The sequence below is a fragment of the Rhizobium sp. NRK18 genome (assembly GCF_024385575.1).
In the GTDB taxonomy this organism is placed as follows: Bacteria; Pseudomonadota; Alphaproteobacteria; order Rhizobiales; family Rhizobiaceae; genus JANFMV01.
This window is the reverse complement of the sequence record NZ_JANFMV010000001.1, coordinates 2104751-2123713: the sequence shown is the minus strand read 5'-3', so window position 1 is coordinate 2123713 and position 18963 is coordinate 2104751. Positions and strand designations below refer to the sequence as shown.

Annotated in this window: 16 protein-coding genes; 8 read left to right on the top strand and 8 right to left on the bottom strand. The window is 61.1% G+C overall.

The genetic code is table 11. From position 1 onward, the window contains the following. Positions 1-14: 14 nt before the first annotated feature. Positions 15-2843 (bottom strand): DNA gyrase subunit A, encoded by a 2829-nt coding sequence (gene gyrA / locus NN662_RS09825; protein ID WP_261930094.1) that lies wholly within the window; start codon positions 2841-2843, stop codon positions 15-17. 216 nt (positions 2844-3059) lie between these two features. Here gyrA and NN662_RS09820 point away from each other — a divergent pair, with 216 nt between their 5' ends. Further along, a complete protein-coding gene (locus NN662_RS09820) occupies positions 3060-3686 on the top strand; it encodes a MarC family protein (protein WP_261930093.1) in 627 nt (208 codons plus the stop codon). Here NN662_RS09820 and NN662_RS09815 read toward each other — a convergent pair. Continuing rightward, complete coding sequence (locus tag NN662_RS09815) at positions 3681-4577, bottom strand: restriction endonuclease (RefSeq protein WP_261930092.1); 897 nt, start codon at positions 4575-4577, stop codon at positions 3681-3683. The two genes, NN662_RS09820 and NN662_RS09815, sit on opposite strands and share 6 nt — an antisense overlap. A gap of 77 nt (positions 4578-4654) precedes the next feature. Then, the gene (locus NN662_RS09810) at positions 4655-5158 is read right to left on the bottom strand and encodes a single-stranded DNA-binding protein (RefSeq protein ID WP_261930091.1); all 504 of its coding nucleotides are present in this window, start codon (positions 5156-5158) and stop codon (positions 4655-4657) included. 262 nt (positions 5159-5420) lie between these two features. Between NN662_RS09810 and uvrA the strand changes: the two genes are divergently transcribed. Further along, positions 5421-8345, top strand: coding sequence for an excinuclease ABC subunit UvrA (uvrA, locus tag NN662_RS09805; RefSeq protein ID WP_261930090.1), 2925 nt, complete (start codon positions 5421-5423; stop codon positions 8343-8345). Between the two features lie 3 nt (positions 8346-8348). Here uvrA and NN662_RS09800 read toward each other — a convergent pair whose 3' ends face one another. Both NN662_RS09800 and NN662_RS09795 read right to left on the bottom strand, forming a co-directional pair. Beyond that, positions 8349-8735 carry a type II toxin-antitoxin system VapC family toxin gene (locus NN662_RS09800; protein ID WP_261930089.1) on the bottom strand — a complete coding sequence of 129 codons (387 nt, stop codon included), beginning with the start codon at positions 8733-8735 and terminating at the stop codon, positions 8349-8351. After that, the gene (locus NN662_RS09795) at positions 8732-9010 is read right to left on the bottom strand and encodes a type II toxin-antitoxin system Phd/YefM family antitoxin (RefSeq protein WP_261930088.1); all 279 of its coding nucleotides are present in this window, start codon (positions 9008-9010) and stop codon (positions 8732-8734) included. Before NN662_RS09795 ends, NN662_RS09800 begins: the two co-directional genes overlap by 4 nt. 64 nt (positions 9011-9074) lie before the next feature. Between NN662_RS09795 and NN662_RS09790 the strand changes: the two genes are divergently transcribed. Together NN662_RS09790 and NN662_RS09785 are read left to right on the top strand one after the other, a co-directional pair. Beyond that, positions 9075-9878 (top strand): DUF72 domain-containing protein, encoded by an 804-nt coding sequence (locus tag NN662_RS09790; protein ID WP_261930087.1) that lies wholly within the window; start codon positions 9075-9077, stop codon positions 9876-9878. Positions 9879-10069: 191 nt separating this feature from the next. After that, positions 10070-11722 (top strand): Na/Pi cotransporter family protein, encoded by a 1653-nt coding sequence (locus tag NN662_RS09785; protein WP_261930086.1) that lies wholly within the window; start codon positions 10070-10072, stop codon positions 11720-11722. Positions 11723-11728: 6 nt separating this feature from the next. Here the strand turns inward: NN662_RS09785 and NN662_RS09780 are convergent, their stop codons facing one another. Together NN662_RS09780 and NN662_RS09775 are read right to left on the bottom strand one after the other, a co-directional pair. Then, on the bottom strand, positions 11729-12616 hold the full coding sequence (locus tag NN662_RS09780) for an EamA family transporter (RefSeq protein ID WP_261930085.1): 888 nt from the start codon (positions 12614-12616) through the stop codon (positions 11729-11731). A gap of 64 nt (positions 12617-12680) precedes the next feature. Beyond that, positions 12681-14168 carry an NAD(P)H-hydrate dehydratase gene (locus NN662_RS09775; RefSeq protein ID WP_261930084.1) on the bottom strand — a complete coding sequence of 496 codons (1488 nt, stop codon included), beginning with the start codon at positions 14166-14168 and terminating at the stop codon, positions 12681-12683. Positions 14169-14509: 341 nt separating this feature from the next. Between NN662_RS09775 and NN662_RS09770 the strand changes: the two genes are divergently transcribed. The 4 genes from NN662_RS09770 to hspQ all read left to right on the top strand — a co-directional run bounded on the left by NN662_RS09770 (position 14510) and on the right by hspQ (position 17798). Next, positions 14510-14848 (top strand): P-II family nitrogen regulator, encoded by a 339-nt coding sequence (locus tag NN662_RS09770; protein ID WP_007753933.1) that lies wholly within the window; start codon positions 14510-14512, stop codon positions 14846-14848. A 76-nt stretch (positions 14849-14924) separates the two neighbouring features. Beyond that, on the top strand, positions 14925-16334 hold the full coding sequence (gene glnA / locus NN662_RS09765) for a type I glutamate--ammonia ligase (RefSeq protein WP_261930083.1): 1410 nt from the start codon (positions 14925-14927) through the stop codon (positions 16332-16334). A gap of 119 nt (positions 16335-16453) precedes the next feature. Further along, the gene (locus NN662_RS09760; RefSeq protein WP_261930082.1) at positions 16454-17389 is read left to right on the top strand and encodes a DMT family transporter; all 936 of its coding nucleotides are present in this window, start codon (positions 16454-16456) and stop codon (positions 17387-17389) included. A gap of 79 nt (positions 17390-17468) precedes the next feature. Continuing rightward, positions 17469-17798, top strand: coding sequence for a heat shock protein HspQ (hspQ, locus tag NN662_RS09755; protein ID WP_261930081.1), 330 nt, complete (start codon positions 17469-17471; stop codon positions 17796-17798). 40 nt (positions 17799-17838) lie between these two features. On the opposite strand, the gene NN662_RS09750 is transcribed toward hspQ, so the two are convergent. After that, positions 17839-18780: an acetamidase/formamidase family protein gene (locus NN662_RS09750; protein WP_261930080.1), complete on the bottom strand. Its 942-nt coding sequence runs from the start codon at positions 18778-18780 to the stop codon at positions 17839-17841. Between the last annotated feature and the right edge of the window lie 183 nt (positions 18781-18963).

Below are 18963 nucleotides of genomic sequence, written 5' to 3'. Positions count from 1 at the left end.
CCCGGCCTGATTGCTTATTCCTCCGAGGGTGCCGCATCCGGCGGCGTTTCGCCTTCCGATGCAACGACCGTATCGCCCGCTTCCAGGATATCCTCGACATCCTCGCCTTCCGGCTCGCTGATGCGTTCGACCGATACGACCTTCTCGTCCTTGGCGGTGGAGAAGATCGTCACGCCCTTGGTGGCGCGGCTGGCGATGCGGATGCCGTCGACCGGCACGCGGATCAGCTGGCCGCGGTTGGACACCAGCATGATCTGATCCTTGTCCTCGACCGGGAAAGCGGCGACCAGTTCGCCGATCTCGCCGGTCTTCGACGTGTCGGTGGCGCGGATACCCTTGCCGCCACGGCCGGAAATCCGGAACTCGTGAGACGATGACCGCTTGCCGAAGCCGCGATCGGAAATCGTCAGGACAAACTGTTCATCATCCTGAAGTTCCTTGTAGCGGCTGTCGCTCAGTTGCCCTTCTTCGGCCACTTCCTCGCCGACCAAGGCAATCTCTTCGGCATCGCCCGTTATGGCGCGACGCTCCTGGGCAGAGCGCTTCAGATAGGCAGCACGCTCCCAAGGTTCGCCATCCGTATGACGAATGATCGTCATGGAGATGATCCGATCATCCTCGGCAAGCGAGATTCCGCGCACTCCGATGGAGTTGCGCCCGCTGAACACTCTGACGTCAGTAACGGGGAAGCGAATGCATTGTCCCAGCGCGGTTGTCAGCAGCACGTCGTCGCCAAGATTGCGTTCCGGGCCAAACACATCCGGTACGCTGCAGGTCTCGACGGAAAGGATTTCATCGCCTTCCTCCTCCAGCTTCATGGCGATCTTGCCGTTCCGGTTGACCTGAACGAAGTCCGACAGCTTGTTGCGGCGAACGGTACCACGGGTCGTGGCAAACATGACGAAGAGGTTGTCCCAGCTGCTCTCGTCCTCTGGCAGCGGCATGATCGTGGTGATGCGCTCGCCGGGTTCCAGCGGCAGCATGTTGATCAGCGCCTTGCCGCGCGAGGTCGGCGTGCCGATCGGCAGGCGCCAGACCTTTTCCTTGTAGACGATGCCGCGCGAGGAGAAGAACAGCACAGGCGTATGCGTGTTGGCGACGAACAGGCGCGTGACGAAATCCTCGTCGCGCGTCGCCATGCCGGAGCGGCCCTTGCCGCCGCGCCGCTGGGCGCGGTAGGTCGTCAGCGGCACGCGCTTGATGTAGCCGAGATGCGACACGGTTACGACCATGTCTTCGCGGGCGATCAAGTCCTCGTCGTCCATGTCCGGACCACCGAAGGTGATCTCGGTGCGGCGCGGCGTGCCGAATTCGTCGCGCACCGCCGTCAGCTCGTCCTTGACGATGGTCTGGATGCGGACCCGCGACGCCAGGATTTCGAGGTAGTCCTTGATCTCCGCACCGATGGTGTTGAGCTCATCACCGATTTCGTCGCGGCCAAGCGCCGTCAGGCGGGCAAGGCGCAGCTCGAGGATGGCGCGTGCCTGCTCTTCCGACAGATTGTAGGTCATATCGTCGTTGATGCGGTGACGCGGATCGTCGATCAGGCGGATCAGCGCCTCGACGTCGGCGGCCGGCCAGCGGCGTTCCATCAACTGTTCGCGTGCCGTCTGCGGGTCCGGCGCATAGCGGATCAGACGGATGATTTCGTCGATATTGGCGACGGCGATCGCCAGACCGACCAGGACGTGGGCGCGGTCGCGCACCTTGCGCAGCAAGAACTTGGTTCGGCGGCTGACGACTTCCTCGCGGAACGAGACGAAGGCCTTCAGCATGTCGATCAGCGTCAGCTGTTCCGGCTTGCCACCGTTCAGCGCCACCATGTTGCAGCCAAACGAAGTTTGCAGCGGCGTGTAGCGGTAAAGCTGGTTCAGGATCACGTCGGCATTGGCGTCGCGCTTCAGCTCGACGACCACGCGGTAGCCCTGGCGGTCGGATTCGTCGCGCAGGTCGGAAATGCCTTCGATACGCTTCTCGCGCACCAACTCGGCAATCTTCTCGATCATCGTCGCCTTGTTCACCTGATAGGGAACCTCGGTGATGATGATCTGCTCGCGGTCGCCGCGCATCGGTTCGATGGTCGCCCGGCCGCGCATGATGACGGAGCCGCGGCCCGTCTCGTAGGCGGAACGGATGCCGGCGCGGCCGAGGATCAGCGCGCCCGTCGGGAAGTCCGGTCCGGGAATGATTTCCATAAGTTCCGGCAGTTCGATCGCCGGATTGTCGATGAGCGCGATGCAGCCGTCGATGACTTCGCCTAGATTGTGCGGCGGAATATTGGTCGCCATGCCGACGGCAATGCCGCCGGCGCCGTTGACCAGGAGGTTCGGGAACTTCGCCGGGACGACGACCGGCTCCGACAGCGTGCCGTCATAGTTTTCGCGGAAGTCGACAGTTTCCTTGTCGAGATCGTCAAGCAGCGAATGGGCGGCCTTCTGCAGGCGGCACTCGGTGTAGCGTTCTGCCGCCGGCGGGTCGCCGTCGATTGAGCCGAAATTGCCCTGGCCGTCGATCAGCGGCAGCCGCAAGGACCAGTCCTGCGCCATGCGCGCTAGCGCGTCGTAGATCGCGGCATTGCCGTGCGGATGGTACTTACCCATCACGTCACCGGTCACGCGGGCGCATTTGACGTATTTCTTGTTCCAGTCGACGCCGAGTTCGGACATGCCGTAGAGGATGCGCCGGTGCACTGGCTTCAGTCCGTCGCGGACGTCGGGAAGCGCGCGGCTCACGATGACGCTCATGGCGTAATCGAGATAGGACCGCTGCATTTCCTCCATGATGGAAATCGGCTCGATGCCGGGCGGGATAGACCCGCCGCCAGGTGTGCTATGTTCGGTCAAAACGGTTCACGTTCTCATTATCAGAATCACTATCCGGTTTATATCGGAAAGCGTTCCGGGGTGCCAATTTGAAGCCCGGTTTTGAACAGGCTTTTGGCCTGCAGTAAGGCATCGGCCTGTCCCTTTGCAAGTCCGGGACGCCAAACATGAGCCATCGCTCTAGGCATATGCGGCCCACCGGGCTAAAACGGATCGCAAAAGGGGCAAGGCGGGCGCATGGCAACGATGGACTTTCTCATCAATTCGATCACCACGTTGCTGGTGACGACGGATCCGCCCGGGCTGGCGCCGATCTTCCTCGGCATGACGGCCGGCATGTCCACCAGCCAGCGCCGTCAGGTGGCGCTGCGCGGCGTCATCATCGCCTTCTTCATCCTGGCCTTTTTCGCCATTGCCGGTGCGTCCGTGCTGACCCAGCTCGGCATTTCCATGGGCGCCTTCCGAGTTGCCGGCGGATTGCTGCTCTTCTGGATTGCCTTCGAGATGATATTCGAGAAGCGCCAGCAGCGGCACGAGAACACCAAGGAAGTGGCGCTGACCAAGGACCAGATCCACGACCTCGCCGCCTTCCCGCTCGGCATTCCGCTGATTGCCGGACCGGGAGCCATCTCGGCGACGATCCTGTTGTCGGGATCGCTGGACGGCCCGCTGCAGAAAGCCGGCCTTGTGACCGTCATCGCCTTCTGCCTTGCCGTTATGCTGGCCGCGCTGATGGTTGCCGAACGACTGGACCGTTTCCTCGGCATGACGGGCCGGGCAATTCTCACCCGGCTCCTGGGCGTGCTTCTCGCCGCCCTCTCCGTCCAGTTCGTCATCGACGGCGTCAAATCGGCCTTTTCATGAAGCCCCGAAAGTTTTTTCGAACAGCAAAGGGATGTCGTGATGTGAAAACAGACCTATGCCAGTTACTGTAGCTAGCTCCTTTGCGCTTGCTGTAAAAGTCGCATTGGACAAAACTCCTGCAGCATCAAGACCATAGTAAGCCTTTCCCGCGTGAGCTTCTTGAACCGCCTTATTGCCGATAGACGTGCCATAGAGCTTGCACTGTAGCCCCAGCTTCTTTCCTGCTTTCTCGGCGATCACATCAATTCCCTGATCTCCCGAGCCTCGCGTCACCTCTGCGAGCCACCCGAATCCGTTAAGAGCCTCGGCAACCCAAGTTTCGAAAGCATGCCCATCGAAAGGAAGGTTGGTTGAGTCAAAGCCGTCACGCCTCTCCTCGTGCTGCCGGAAGTCCAACTGCTCAAACGTCAACTCTCTTGCCTCGGAGAATGGAATAGCCTCCACATCGAGTTCAATGCTTGCAAAAAATTCGACTAGTGCATCATCTGTTTCATCACTGACCAGCGCGCCATAATCGTTCTTCTTCAGTGCCCGTTGAAGGTTTCTCAGCAAAGCTGAACGATGCCGATCAACCGAGTCGATAAGACGCTGCCGTTCCAAGAAGCGATGGCGCAACAAGTCCCTTTCAGCCTGGATTCTCAGAGCCTCTTGCTCTTCAGCAGCTTTAACTCTGGCGAACTCATTCTGCGCCGCAGTTTTGCGCCTTCTTGAAGCCCAAAACCCGAGCGCAACGAGAAGCGGACTAAAAAGGAAAAGTATCCCTCCCAGAACGACCATCGCATCCGAAAGTGACTTATCTGAAAGCATGGTTGCGCCGAGGACGACCAGCAACATCCCTGAGAATGCCAAAGCCAAGGTGATAAGGAGAAATTTGAGAAATGCTTTTAACATCTGGCGCCCCCAGCACTAGAAATTAAATCACAACTTCTCTGATATGGTGTTTGAAATCAACAATCTGATTTGATCTCTCAGAACGGAATGTCGTCGTCGAGATCGCGGGAGAAGCCGCCGCCGGACGACGCCGGTGCGCTGCCGCCACGCGAAGACGGCGAACCGTAATCACCGCCATAGTCACCACCGTAGCCTTCGTCACGGCCACCGCGTGCGCCGCCGCCGTCACCACGGCCGCCGAGCATCGTCAGATTGCCGTTGAAGCCCTGCAGCACGACTTCGGTCGAGTAGCGATCCTGGCCGTTCTGGTCGGTCCACTTGCGCGTCTGCAACTGGCCCTCGATGTAAACGGTCGAGCCCTTCTTCAGGTACTGCTCGGCCACCTTGCAGAGACCTTCGTTGAAGATGACGACGGAGTGCCACTCCGTCTTTTCCCGGCGCTCGCCGGTGTTCCGGTCGCGCCAGCTTTCCGATGTCGCGATCCTCAGATTGGCGATCGGTCGGCCGTCCTGCGTACGGCGGATTTCCGGGTCCGCGCCCAGATTGCCGATCAAAATCACTTTGTTGACGCTGCCTGCCATACTCTTCACCTCGATTGCCGTCGAAACGGCTTCCATTCCGTAAAAACTTGCGCCACTCTAAAGGAAAGCGTCGGTCGGCGCCTCCCCCGAGGGCGAAATCCACAGCTTTCCCGATGTGGAAATTTGTTCTTTTTTTGTTCTATTAAATCTGTATGATCCTGTCAACTGAATCGAATTTTGCTGCATTGGCCGCGTCCGCTTCTCGACAGTCAGCGTAGTAACATTACATAGGGGCGGAAAATCAAATCCGGATTATGTGAATATGAGCGAGTTGAAGACGATATCCATTCGCGGCGCGCGCGAGCACAATCTAAAGGGCGTGGATCTTGATCTTCCCCGCAACTCCCTGATCGTGATGACGGGCCTGTCCGGCTCCGGCAAGTCTTCGCTTGCCTTCGACACGATCTATGCGGAGGGCCAGCGCCGCTACGTCGAAAGCCTTTCGGCCTATGCGCGGCAGTTTCTGGAGATGATGCAGAAGCCGGACGTTGACCAGATCGAAGGCCTATCGCCGGCAATCTCTATCGAGCAGAAGACCACATCGCGCAATCCTCGCTCCACGGTCGGCACGGTGACCGAGATCTACGACTACATGCGTCTTCTGTTTGCGCGCGTCGGCGTGCCCTATTCGCCGGCGACCGGTCTGCCGATCGAGAGCCAGACGGTCAGCCAGATGGTCGACCGCGTGCTCGCCTTCGAGGAAGGCACACGGCTCTATGTCCTGGCGCCGATGGTGCGCGGCCGAAAGGGCGAGTACAAGAAGGAACTGGCGGAGCTAATGAAGAAGGGCTTCCAGCGCGTCAAGATCGACGGCCAGTTCTACGAGATCGCCGACGCCCCTGCCCTCGACAAAAAGTACAAGCACGACATCGACGTCGTCGTCGACCGCATCGTCGTGCGCCCGGACATGGCGGCCCGGCTGGCCGACAGCATCGAGACCTGCCTGTCGCTCGCCGATGGCCTTGCCGTCGCCGAATTTGCCGACAAGCCCCTGCCGGCGGAGGAAACGTCGGCGGGCGGCTCCGCGAACAAGTCGCTGAACGAAACGCATGAGCGCGTGCTGTTTTCGGAAAAATTCGCCTGCCCCGTTTCCGGCTTCACGATTTCCGAAATCGAGCCGCGGCTGTTCTCCTTCAACAATCCGGCCGGCGCCTGCCCGACCTGCGACGGTCTCGGCTCGCAGCAGAAGATCGACGAGAACCTGATCGTTCCGGAGCCGGACCGCACGCTGCGCGACGGCGCGATCGCGCCCTGGGCGAAATCGAGCTCGCCCTATTACAACCAGACGCTCGAGGCGCTGGGAAAGACCTTCGGTTTCAAGCTCGGCGATCGCTGGAGCGCGCTGAGTGCGGCGGCCCAGAAGGCGATCCTCAAGGGCACCGACGAGAAGATCGAATTTCACTATGCCGACGGCGCCCGATCCTACAAGGCGGTCAAGACCTTCGAAGGCATTGTGCCGAACCTCGAGCGCCGCTGGAAGGAAACCGACAGCGCCTGGGCGCGAGAAGAAATCGAGCGCTACATGTCGGCGGCCCCCTGCCCGGCCTGTAACGGCTTCCGCCTGAAGCCCGAGGCGCTGGCGGTAAAAATCCGCAAGCTGCATATCGGCGAAGTCACCGACATGTCGATCAAGGTGGCGCGCGACTGGTTCGATGAACTTCCGACGCATCTCAGCGACAAGCAGAACGAGATCGCGCTCCGCATCCTGAAGGAGATCCGCGAACGCCTGCGCTTCCTGAACGACGTCGGCCTCGAATACTTAAGCCTTTCGCGCAACTCAGGCACGCTGTCTGGCGGAGAAAGCCAGCGCATCCGCCTCGCCTCGCAGATCGGCTCAGGCCTGACGGGCGTACTCTACGTGCTGGACGAGCCGTCGATCGGCCTGCACCAGCGCGACAACGACCGTCTGCTGGCGACGCTGAAGCATTTGCGCGACATCGGCAATACGGTCATCGTCGTCGAGCATGACGAGGATGCGATCCTGACGGCCGACTACGTGGTCGATATCGGCCCGGCCGCCGGCATTCACGGTGGTCAGGTGGTCGCGGAGGGAACGCCCGGCGATATCATGGCGAACCCCAAGTCGCTGACCGGCAAGTATCTCTCCGGTGAAATGGGCGTGCCGGTGCCTTCTGAACGGCGCAAGCCGAAAAAGAAGAAGGAAATCACTGTTGTCGGCGCGCGCGGCAACAACCTCAAAAACGTCACCGCCTCGATCCCGCTCGGCGTATTTACCGCCGTTACCGGCGTATCGGGCGGCGGCAAGTCGACGTTCCTGATCGAGACGCTCTACAAGTCGGCCGCCCGCCGCATCATGGGCGCGCGTGAGCATCCGGCCGACCACGACCGCATCGACGGTTTCGAATATATCGACAAGGTGATCGATATCGACCAGTCGCCGATCGGCCGTACGCCGCGCTCCAATCCGGCGACCTACACCGGCGCCTTCACGCCGATCCGCGACTGGTTTGCCGGATTGCCGGAGGCCAAGGCGCGCGGCTATCAGCCGGGCCGCTTCTCGTTCAACGTCAAGGGCGGCCGCTGCGAAGCCTGCCAGGGCGATGGCGTCATCAAGATCGAAATGCACTTCCTGCCGGACGTCTACGTCACCTGCGACGTCTGCCATGGCAAGCGCTACAACCGCGAAACGCTGGACGTGACCTTCAAGGGCAAGTCGATTTCCGACGTGCTCGACATGACCGTCGAGGAAGGCGTCGAGTTCTTCTCGGCCGTGCCGGCGGTGCGCGACAAGCTGCAGGCGCTGTTCAATGTCGGGCTCGGCTATATCAAGGTCGGCCAGCAGGCCAACACCCTGTCAGGCGGTGAAGCGCAGCGCGTGAAGCTCGCCAAGGAGCTCTCCAAGCGCTCCACCGGCCGGACGCTCTACATTCTCGACGAGCCGACCACGGGCCTGCATTTCCATGACGTGGCCAAGCTCCTCGAGGTGCTGCACGAACTCGTCAACCAGGGCAATTCGGTCGTCGTCATCGAGCACAATCTGGAGGTCATCAAGACCGCCGACTGGATCATCGACTTCGGACCGGAAGGCGGCGACGGCGGCGGCGAAGTGGTGGCCTTCGGGACGCCGGAAAGCGTCATCGAGAACGAGGCCTCGCATACCGGCCATTATCTGCGCGAACTGATGAGCCGCCGCCCCGGCCAAGGGAAGCGTCAGGCCGCGGAGTAGAGTTCACCAGAGAAGGTCGATGTCGAACTGTGAGAAGGCACTGTCGGCCGTGACCAGAACAAGGGAGTCGAGCTTCGCCTGGGCGGCCAGCAGGCGGTTGAAGGGGTCACGGTGGGCGGCCGCAAACCGCCCGGCGAGAAGTGCGTGGGAAACGGTAATTGGCAACAGCGAGAACTCTTGCTCGGCCACAAGGTGAGGAAAGCCGGTCACCAGCTCAGCCATGGCCGGCCATTTTCCAATACGGTACTTTGTTGCGACTTCGAAGGCCGAAACTGCGCTGACGGCAACATCGTTACCGGGGTCGGCGATGGACTTGCGCGCGGTTTCAGTGAGACGGCTATCGTCCATAAGCCACCATGCGAGCGCATGGGTGTCGAGAAGCAGTTTCATCTGCCATTGTCGCCGGGAAAGGAATGGGCGCCCTCCCAAAGCGACAGCTCTTCTTCCGACATGGGCTCGAGGAAGAGGTCAGGTGGCAACGTATCGCGCAGGTGCGAAAGGGCGCCGGGCCGACGTTTCGGCTTTTGGGTTTGAGCCGCGTCAACAGGCACCAACTTGGCGATGGGTTCGCTGCCGCGCGCGATGACGATCTCCTCTCCCGCCTCGACGCGGGCGAGAAGTTTGGAAAGTTCAGTCTTGGCCTTGTGAATGGTGACGACTGTCATCGTTCGCTCCATTGTTATTCACAGGTTAGCTAATAACTTAGCTAATATCAACTGGAGATCCTAAATGACCACCTCAGGCACAATCCGCACCGGCATCGGCGGCTGGACGTTCGATCCGTGGGAGGGGCACTTCTATCCTGCCGATCTGAAGAAGACGAAGCAGTTGGAATATGCCAGTTCGAAGCTGAAGACGATCGAGATCAACGGAACCTATTATTCCAGCCAGAAGCCGGCGACCTTCGCAAAGTGGGCGGCCGACGTGCCGGACGGCTTCGTCTTCTCGCTGAAGGCGATCCGCTATGCGACGAACAAGCGGGTGCTGGCCGAAGCGGGCGAGTCGGTCGCAAAATTCCTGGCTTCGGGCATCACCGAACTCGGCGATCATCTCGGACCGATCCTCTGGCAGTTCATGCCGACGAAGAAGTTCGACGAGGCGGATTTCGGCGCCTTCCTGGCATTGCTGCCGGAAAAGCAGGATGGCCTGACCTTGCGGCATGCCGTTGAGGTAAGGAACCCTACCTTCATGGTCCCGGAATTCGTTGCACTGGCCCGTCGGCACAATGTGGCGATCGTCTACGCAGAGCATTTCGACTATCCGGAAATCGCCGATGTCACGGGCGATTTCGTCTATGCACGGCTGCAAAAGGGATCCGATGATGTCCCGACCTGCTATCCTGCAGACATGCTGGATGCCTGGGCGGCGCGCTTTGGCGAATGGGCCGGCGGCAGCCAGCCTTCCGACCTGCCGCTGATCGATCCGGACAACAAGCCCGGCAAGAAGCCGCGCGATGTCTTCGGCTACTTCATCACCAGCGGCAAGATAAACGCCCCTGCCGGTGCTATGGCCCTTCAGGAAAGGGTCGATTGATGGGCTGAAGGTTGCGTGAAATGGATGAATGCAATCACAGATGTGCAATTTGTGACAGTGTCGAATCTGAGCTATAGGATGTCGCTGAGTTGACGCCATTCGCCGAGATTTAGGCGAAGCATCTCGGTTCTTCCCTTGGGTTGATGCCGGTTTCGGCGAAACTCGCCCCGCCACATTCATCGGTCTCGCGCATGTCAGGTATCGTCGTATTCATCAATCTCGCGGGAGCGGTCGCCCTCCTGCTCTGGGCGACCCGCATGGTGCGGACCGGGATCGAGCGCGCCTATGGCTCGGTCCTGAAGGACAAGCTGAGGCTCGCCGTCGGCAATCGCGTCACCGCCGCGGTGGCCGGCTTCTTCTTTGCTGTCGCGCTGCAGAGTGCGACAGCGGTCTCCCTGATCATCGCCTCTTTCGTGGCCGGCGGCTATGTATCTTCGGCGATCGGCATTGCCACCCTGCTCGGCGCGGACTTCGGATCGGCCTTCGTCGTCCGCATCCTGCGTCACGACCTGTCGCTGCTGATCCCCGTGCTGCTGCTTGCGGGCACGGTGGCCTTCCGCGCCTCGGAGGCGCGCAACTGGCGCCAGATCGGCCGCATCCTCTTCGGCCTCGGCCTGCTGTTGCTGGCGTTGAAGCTGATCGGCCAGGCCTCCGATCCCCTGCGCTCCAGCGAGATTTTGCCGGTCATCATCAACTACCTCTCGCGTGACTGGATTACCGCTTTCATTCTGGCGGCCATCCTCGCCTGGGCCTTTCACTCCAGCGTGGCGACGATCCTCCTGATTGCCTCGCTTGCCGACCGAGAGTTGATCCCGACCGTCCTGATCATTCCGCTGGTGCTCGGCGCGAATTTCGGCGCCGCCGTCATCGGCGCCATGCTGACCAAGAACGCGGAAAGTGCGGCGCGCATCGTTCCTCTCGGCAATGTCGCCATTCGCGGCACAGCGACACTGCTCGCTCTGGCGCTCCAGTTCTACATCCAGTTGCCGCCGACGGATTTTGCCAGCGGCGCCGGTGATGCCGTGGTCATGGTCCATCTCGCGATAAATGGCGCCGTCGTCATCTTCGGCCTGCCGTTCTGTGGCATCGTCGGCATGGCTCTGGAGCGATTCTTCGCCAGCCCGACGCCTGTTGCCGGCATTCCTCTGGATGCGCGGATTTCCTCGCTCAACCCCGCCGATCTCGCCAATCCGCGCCAGGCGGTCGCCAATGCGACGCGCGAGGTGCTGACCGCCTGCGAAAAGACCGAGGTGATGTTGAACTGGATTTTCGATCTCTTCGAGAAGAACGATCCGAAGAAGATCGCCCGAATCGATGAACTCGACGACGAGATCGACCACATTCATCGGGAGATAAAGTTCTATCTCGCGCGCATTTCGCAAAGCGCGCTCGACGAGGCTTCGGCGGCTCAATGCCAGAGCCTGCTGTCGACCACGATCAAGATCGAGCAGGCCGCCGACATCATTTCCCAGAACATGCTGAACCGCGTGAAGAAGAAGCACGAACGCAACACGGCGTTTTCGGCTGAAGGCTGGGCGGAGCTGAAGGCCATGCACGCCGAGGTGCTGAAAAACGCCCACCTCGCCTTCAATCTGCTGATCAACCGCGACATCGAACACGCCCGCCAGCTGGTCGCCAGCAAGGAAGCCATGCGCGCCCTCGTGCGCGAGAGCGAGGAGCGTCACCTGCAGCGTCTGCGCGCCGGCAATGTCGCGAGCTTCGATTCCAGCTCGCTGCACATCGACACGATGCGCGATCTGAAGGAAGTCAATTCCCTGGTCGTATCGATCGCCTATCCCGTTCTCGAGGATCAGGGCATGCTGCGTCACAGCCGGCTGCTTTAACCCGCGTCAAGTTCCGCTGATTGCCGGGCGCCCGGCGAGCAGTCGCGGTCCGAGCACGGTCAGGACCAGTCCGCAGACGATCAGCAGCGCGCCGGCAATCCGCATTGGGCTGAAGCTCTCGCCGAACACCAGTGCCGACGAACTCATGCCGAACACCGGCACGAGCAGCGAGAACGGCGCCACATTCGAGACATTGTATTTGCGGATCATCCGTCCCCAGACGGCAAAGCCGAAGATCGTCGCCAGATAGGCGATGTAGAGCACCGCGCCCGCACCGCCGAGCGACAGAGATTTGAGCGCCGCCATGTCCCGGTCGAAACCTTCCGTGGCGAGCGAAATGGCCAGCAGCGGCAGCGGCGGCACGAGGCTGACCCAGACCATGAGGCGCAGCATGTCAACGCCGCCCGCCTTCTTCATCAGCATGTTGGATACCGCCCAGGCCAGGGCCGCGGCAAGAATGAGGACAAGACCGTGCAGGCTGAAGCTCGCATCGATTGTCATGCCGATGACGGCAATTCCGGCGAAAGCGGCAATGACACCGATAATCTGCACCGGCTTCGGTCGCTCGCGGTAGAGGAGTGCCGCAAGGATGACGGTGAAGAACGCCTGACATTGCAGAACCAGCGAGGCAAGGCCGGCGGACACGCCCTCATCCATGCCGATGAACAGCAGGCTGAACTTGATGACGCCCAGCACCAGGCCGATCGCGACGACGATCCGCCAGGAGACGGCGGGGCGCGGAATGAAGAAGACCAGCGGTATGGCAGCAAACAGGAAGCGCAGGGCCGAAAACAGGATCGGCGGGAAGTTGGCGATGCCGATCTTGATCACCACGAAATTGAAGCCCCATATGGCGGCAACGAGCACCATCATGAGGATGTCTGTCAGTATCATGCAGTCATGTCCCGTGGATCTGAATGTCTGTCGACATTAGCCGATGATGCCCTTGGGAAATCGCTCAATTATCGATGCATCCATTCAGATATGTGATCAGAGTTTCGGCGGTCAGACCGCGCCCCGCCTTCTGCCCCGCTTCGCCATGCCGATAGGCGCCGGCTGCGGCTGCGTCGAAAGGCGCCACCGACTGGGCGAGAAGTCCGCCGATGATGCCGGCAAGAACATCGCCTGAACCGGCGGTGGCAAGCCAGGGCGGCGCGTTGTCGTTGATCACCGCCCTGCCCGCCGGGTCGGCGATCACCGTATCCGCACCCTTGTAGAGAACGATGGCGTTGGCGCGGGCTGCCGCGGCCAGCGCGCGCTCTACCTTCGACAACGTGTCATCGGCGGCGAGATCGGGAAACAGCCGCCGGAATTCGCCCTCGTGCGGGGTCAGGACCACCCGGACATCCCCCTCCGAAAACAGCCGGAAAAGCGCGTCCGGTTCATTCTCGAACGAGGTGATGGCGTCTGCATCGACCACCACGGGCACTCCGGTCGCGGCCAGCGCGCCCACGAACTGCCGGGCCTTGTCGCCGATGCCGAAGCCCGGTCCGATCACGGCCGCCGCAACGCGGCGATCCTCCAGCCAACCGGCAAGCTCGGCGGGATCGGCGATGCTTTTCAGCATGACCGCCGTCAGGGCGCCGGCATTGACGATCGCGGCGTTCTGCGGCGAGACCACCGTCACCAGCCCCGCACCGCTGACGAGGCCCGCATGGGCCGAAAGCCGTGCGGCACCCGTCGCCATGGGGCCGCCCGAAAAGACGGCAAGATGGCCGTGGCTGAACTTGTGGGCGGCCGAATCGGGCTTCGGCAGCCTGTCCTGCCAGTTCCGGGGCTCGTTCATGTCCAGCCGGCTTTTCTGTGCGGCGATGATCCGGTGCGGAATGCCGATATCGAAGACCGACGTTTCGCCGCACAGCGCGCGTCCGGGCAACAGCAGATGACCTGGCTTGCGCGCCATGAAGGTGACAGTGATCTCGGCCCTGAAGGCGGCGCCCAGTGGCACGCCACGGCGGCCGCAGAGACCCGACGGCAGATCGACCGCGATCACCGGCAGGTCGGCGGCGTTCACCATCTCGATCAGGCTTGCAACCGCGCCCGGCACATCGCGATCGAGGCCTGCCCCGAACAGCGCGTCGATGATCACGTCGCCATCGTCCGGCCGGTAGGATGGAAGCGGTTCGGAGGCAGAGGCAAAGCGCGTCCGCGCCTCTGCCGCGTCTCCTCTCAGGCGGTCAGGGTCGCCGAAATGGAAGACCTGAACGGCGCACCCGCATTCCCGCAAGGCGCGGGCGGCGACATATCCGTCGCCGCCATTGTTGCCGGGGCCGCAGAACACGGCGAAACGCCGTGCGCCGGGATGATGCCGAAGCGCTGCGGCGGCCACCGCGAGCCCTGCCCGCTCCATCAGGCCGAAGCTGTCGATGCCGGAGGCCGCCGCGTCACGGTCGGCATTCCCCATCTGGTCCGGCGAAAGAAGAACTGTGTCGATCGAAAAGGTCATGGCCGGAAGTTGATGCCGAGTCCGGCGAAAAGACAATCAAAAATCGCCCGTATACATGATCAATAAATATGCGTTTGCACAAAATTACATCATAAATTGACGAGCGCTTTCATTTGATTAACCGTCCTTGCCGCGTTTCGGTGATCCGGTTTGATCCAGATCGTGGCGCCGAACGCATCTTTTCCGGACAATCCTGCAAAAACAGGTCGCCGCGCGCCCCGACCTGCTATTGCGCTGACGGCAAGCGGGGATATACAAATGTCTTGGCATGCTACGTGCATCGACATGGCCGAGCGGACACGAGGTCCGCCTCCAAGGGAGAAGCGGAGAGAAATTTTCTGATGAAAAAGATCGAGGCGATCATAAAGCCGTTCAAGCTGGATGAAGTGAAGGAAGCACTTCAGGAAGTGGGCTTGCAGGGTATCACTGTAACGGAAGCAAAGGGATTTGGACGCCAGAAGGGCCACACCGAGCTCTATCGCGGCGCTGAATACGTTGTCGATTTTCTGCCCAAGGTTAAGGTCGAAGTCGTCCTCGCCGACGAGAATGCGGATGCGGTCATCGAAGCGATCCGCAACGCCGCGCAAACCGGCCGGATCGGCGACGGCAAGATCTTCGTGTCGAACGTCGAGGAAGTGATCCGCATCCGTACCGGCGAGACCGGCGTCGACGCAATCTGACCCGATAAGGCCGTCTGTTCCCGACGGGACGGCAAGTTCATAACAATTCGGGAAACAACAAGGAAGGAAGGCCTAAATGACATCAGCCAATGATATCCTGAAGCAGATCAAGGAAAACGACGTCAAGTTCGTCGATCTGCGGTTCACCGACCCCAAGGGCAAGCTGCAGCACGTCACCATGGACGTTTCCTGCGTTGACGACGACATGTTTGCCGACGGCGTCATGTTCGACGGCTCGTCGATTGCCGGCTGGAAGGCCATCAACGAATCCGACATGGTGCTGATGCCCGATACGGCGACGGTCCACATGGACCCCTTCTTCGCCCAGTCGACGATGGTCATCATGTGCGACATCCTCGATCCGGTCTCCGGCGAATCCTACAATCGCGACCCGCGCGGCACCGCGAAGAAGGCTGAAGCCTACCTGAAGGCCTCAGGCATCGGCGACACCGTCTTCGTCGGCCCCGAGCCCGAATTCTTCATCTTCGACGACGTCAAGTACAAGGCCGATCCCTACAACACCAGCTTCAAGCTTGATTCGTCCGAACTGCCTTCCAACGACGACACCGACTATGAGACCGGCAACCTCGGTCACCGTCCGCGCGTCAAGGGCGGCTATTTCCCGGTTCCCCCGGTCGACAGCTGCCAGGACATGCGCTCGGAAATGCTGACCGTGCTCGCCGAAATGGGCGTCGTCGTCGAAAAGCATCACCACGAAGTGGCATCCGCCCAGCACGAACTCGGCGTCAAGTTCGACACCCTCGTTCGCAACGCCGACAAGATCCAGATCTACAAGTACGGCGTCCATCAGGTTGCCAATGCCTACGGCAAGACGGCAACCTTCATGCCGAAGCCGATCTTCGGCGACAACGGCTCGGGCATGCACGTGCACCAGTCGATCTGGAAGGGTGGCAAGCCGACCTTCGCCGGCGACGAGTATGCCGGTCTGTCCGAGACCTGCCTCTACTACATCGGCGGCATCATCAAGCACGCCAAGGCCATCAACGCCTTCACCAACCCGTCGACCAACTCCTACAAGCGTCTGGTCCCGGGCTATGAAGCGCCGGTTCTGCTGGCCTATTCTGCCCGCAACCGGTCGGCCTCGTGCCGCATTCCCTTCGGCTCCAATCCGAAGGCAAAGCGCGTCGAAGTCCGCTTCCCCGATCCGGCCGCCAATCCGTATCTCGCCTTTGCCGCGATGCTGATGGCTGGTCTCGACGGCATCAAGAACAAGATCCACCCCGGCAAACCGATGGACAAGGATCTTTACGACCTGCCGCCGAAGGAACTCAAGAAGATCCCGACCGTCTGCGGTTCGCTGCGCGAAGCGCTGGAAAGCCTGGACAAGGATCGCAAGTTCCTGACCGCCGGCGGCGTCTTCGACGACGACCAGATCGATGCGTTCATCGACCTGAAGATGCAGGAAGTCATGCGCTTCGAAATGACCCCGCATCCGGTCGAATACGACATGTACTACTCGGTCTGATACGGCCGGTGGACGGCCCCGCAAGGGGCCTGAGAGGAACAGGCAAGGCAGAATCCTCCGGGTTTCTGCCTTGTTTCTTTTCAAGCCTTTCCCGATCACGGACCAGCACCAGCTCACCGATGTCGCCTTTCGACCAGAACAACAGACAATCGCCCGGCCTTCTCGCCTGGGCCATCTTCGTCGCCGTGCCGATCTTCTTTTCGAGCAATCTGATCTTCGGCCGCGGGATCATCGGCGACATTGCGCCGTTCATCACGGCCTTCATCCGCTGGGCCGGATCGGCGCTGATCATGCTGCCCTTCATGCTGGCCGACCGACGCGCGGCGATCGCATTCGTGCGCGGCCATGTCGGCCTCTGGCTGCTGCTCGGCATTCTCGGAATGGGCATCTGCGGCGGCTTCGTCTATTGGTCGCTCACAAGAACGACGGCCTCCAACGCGACGCTGATCTACACCACCTCATCGCTGTTCATCATCCTGTTCCAGTGGCTGTTTGCCGGCGGCAAGATCAGCAGCCGCGAACTGGCCGGCATGGTCGTCGCCTTCGCCGGTGTCGTCGCCATCGTCCTCAAAGGCGAGCCGCAGGCCCTGCTCCACATGCAGTTCAACATCGGCGATCTCGGCATTCTTGGCGCGGCGATCTCGTTTGCGGTCTACTCGCTGCTGTTGCGCCATCCGGCCGTGCGGACCGTCAAGCCGCTGACGCTCTTCGGGCTGATCGCCACATCCGGTGCGATCGTGCTGCTGCCGCCGGCGATCATCGAAACCGTGGCGGGCGGCAATCTGCCGGATTCCGGCAGCGATTTCCTCAAGCTTGCCGGCATCATCTTCTTCGCCTCGCTCGCCGCCTTCTACTGCTTCCAGCACACGGTCCACGTCTTCGGTCCGGCTATCGCCGGCATCACTCTCTACATGATGCCGCCGATCTCGATCGTCATGGCCGTCCTGTTTCTTGGCGAGACCTTCGAGACCTATCATGCCTACGGAATCGTGCTGGTGACGGGCGGCGTGATGCTGGCGACCGCACCGGCCGCGCTTTTCAACAGGAGATCGTGATCTCACGGCGGTGTCAGGCGCCAGACCCTTGATATCATGGCCTGTCCAACCCAAATATTTGAGGGAAAGGACAAAGCCCATGAAGATCCAAAACGCCAAGTACAATATCGGAGATGTCGTGCGTCACCGGATATTTCCCTTCCGGGGCGTTATCTTCGACGTCGATCCCGAATTCGCCAATTCGGAAGAATGGTGGAATTCCATTCCGGCCGAAATCCGGCCGCGCAAGGACCAGCCCTTCTACCATCTGTTGGCGGAAAACGATGAGTCCGAATACGTGGCCTACGTGTCGGAGCAGAACATCGTGGTCGACGACAGCGGCACGCCGCTGCGCAATCCCAATATCGCGCAGATCTTTGATCGCGAGCCCTCAGGATCGCTGAGGTCCAAGCTGATCATGGCACACTGACGAGACGCGAACGGCCCGGTTTCCGGGCCGTTTGGTTGTTTCAGGCGAAAACAGCGCGCGGGACGTAGAACGAGACGACCCAGTTCGGCGCATCCACGATCTCGGAAATTCGCAAGTCCCCACAAACCGAGCAGAGCATGTAGGCATCCTCGGCGCTCATCTTCCGGCTCCGCCCCAGAAGGTCGATCATGCCGGACACGGCATCGCGGCATGCCGTCATCAGATCGGGTCCTATTCCGGTGGTGACATCATAGCCGGCGCAATCGATATGGCGCGTCACCGGACCTGCAGTTTCGAACCGCGGAAAGCGTAGAGGCTGGTCCTTGATCAGGTCGATCTTGACGGTGACGGACATCGCGCTCTCGATCGCCGTACCACACACCTCGCCGTCGCCCTGCGCGGCATGCGTATCGCCGATCGACAGCAACGCACCCTCCACCTCCACCGGCAGATAGAGCACGGAACCGGCCGACAGGTCGCGGATATCCATGTTGCCGCCGACCCGGCGCGGCGGGATGACCGAGTGCGTTCCGGGCTCGGCGGGCGCCACGCCGATCGTGCCGGTGAAGGGTTTCAGCGGCACGCGGGCATGGTTGCCGAACATCGCCGGCACCGTCAGGTCCCGCTCGTAGTTCCACAGGTGCAGGCGGGCATCCTGGAACTGGTCAGCGAGAAGCCCGAAGCCCGGAATGATTGCCGTCCAGCCGAAGCCGCTCGGCGCGAAACTCTCGAGCGTGATCTTCAGCACGTCGCCGGGCTTGGCGCCATCGACGATGATCGGCCCCGTGACGGGATTGATGGTCGCCGGGTCCTGTCCGCCGACATCGGCCGAGGTGCTGTCCGCGGTGTAGTATCCGCCGGAGGCGTCCTTGCATTCGAATGTCAGCGTCTGGCCCGGTTCCGCCGTATGGGCTGGCGGAAAGGCGTTGTTCCAGCCGCAATGACAGTTCCGGCTGTGGATCGTGTAAGACGGACAGGTCATGATGTCTCCTTTTGCGATCATTTAGGGCACAACGACGACCGCTGTCCAACGGCACCATGCAGACGGTGCGAAAGGCTTGTCTGATTGTCGGTCGCCGAGGCCCTTTTTTCACCGCCCGCCGCCTTCATTTCCGCCGCGCTTTGCTTTAAGGAACGTTCACAAAAATGTTTCCTGTGCCCGAAA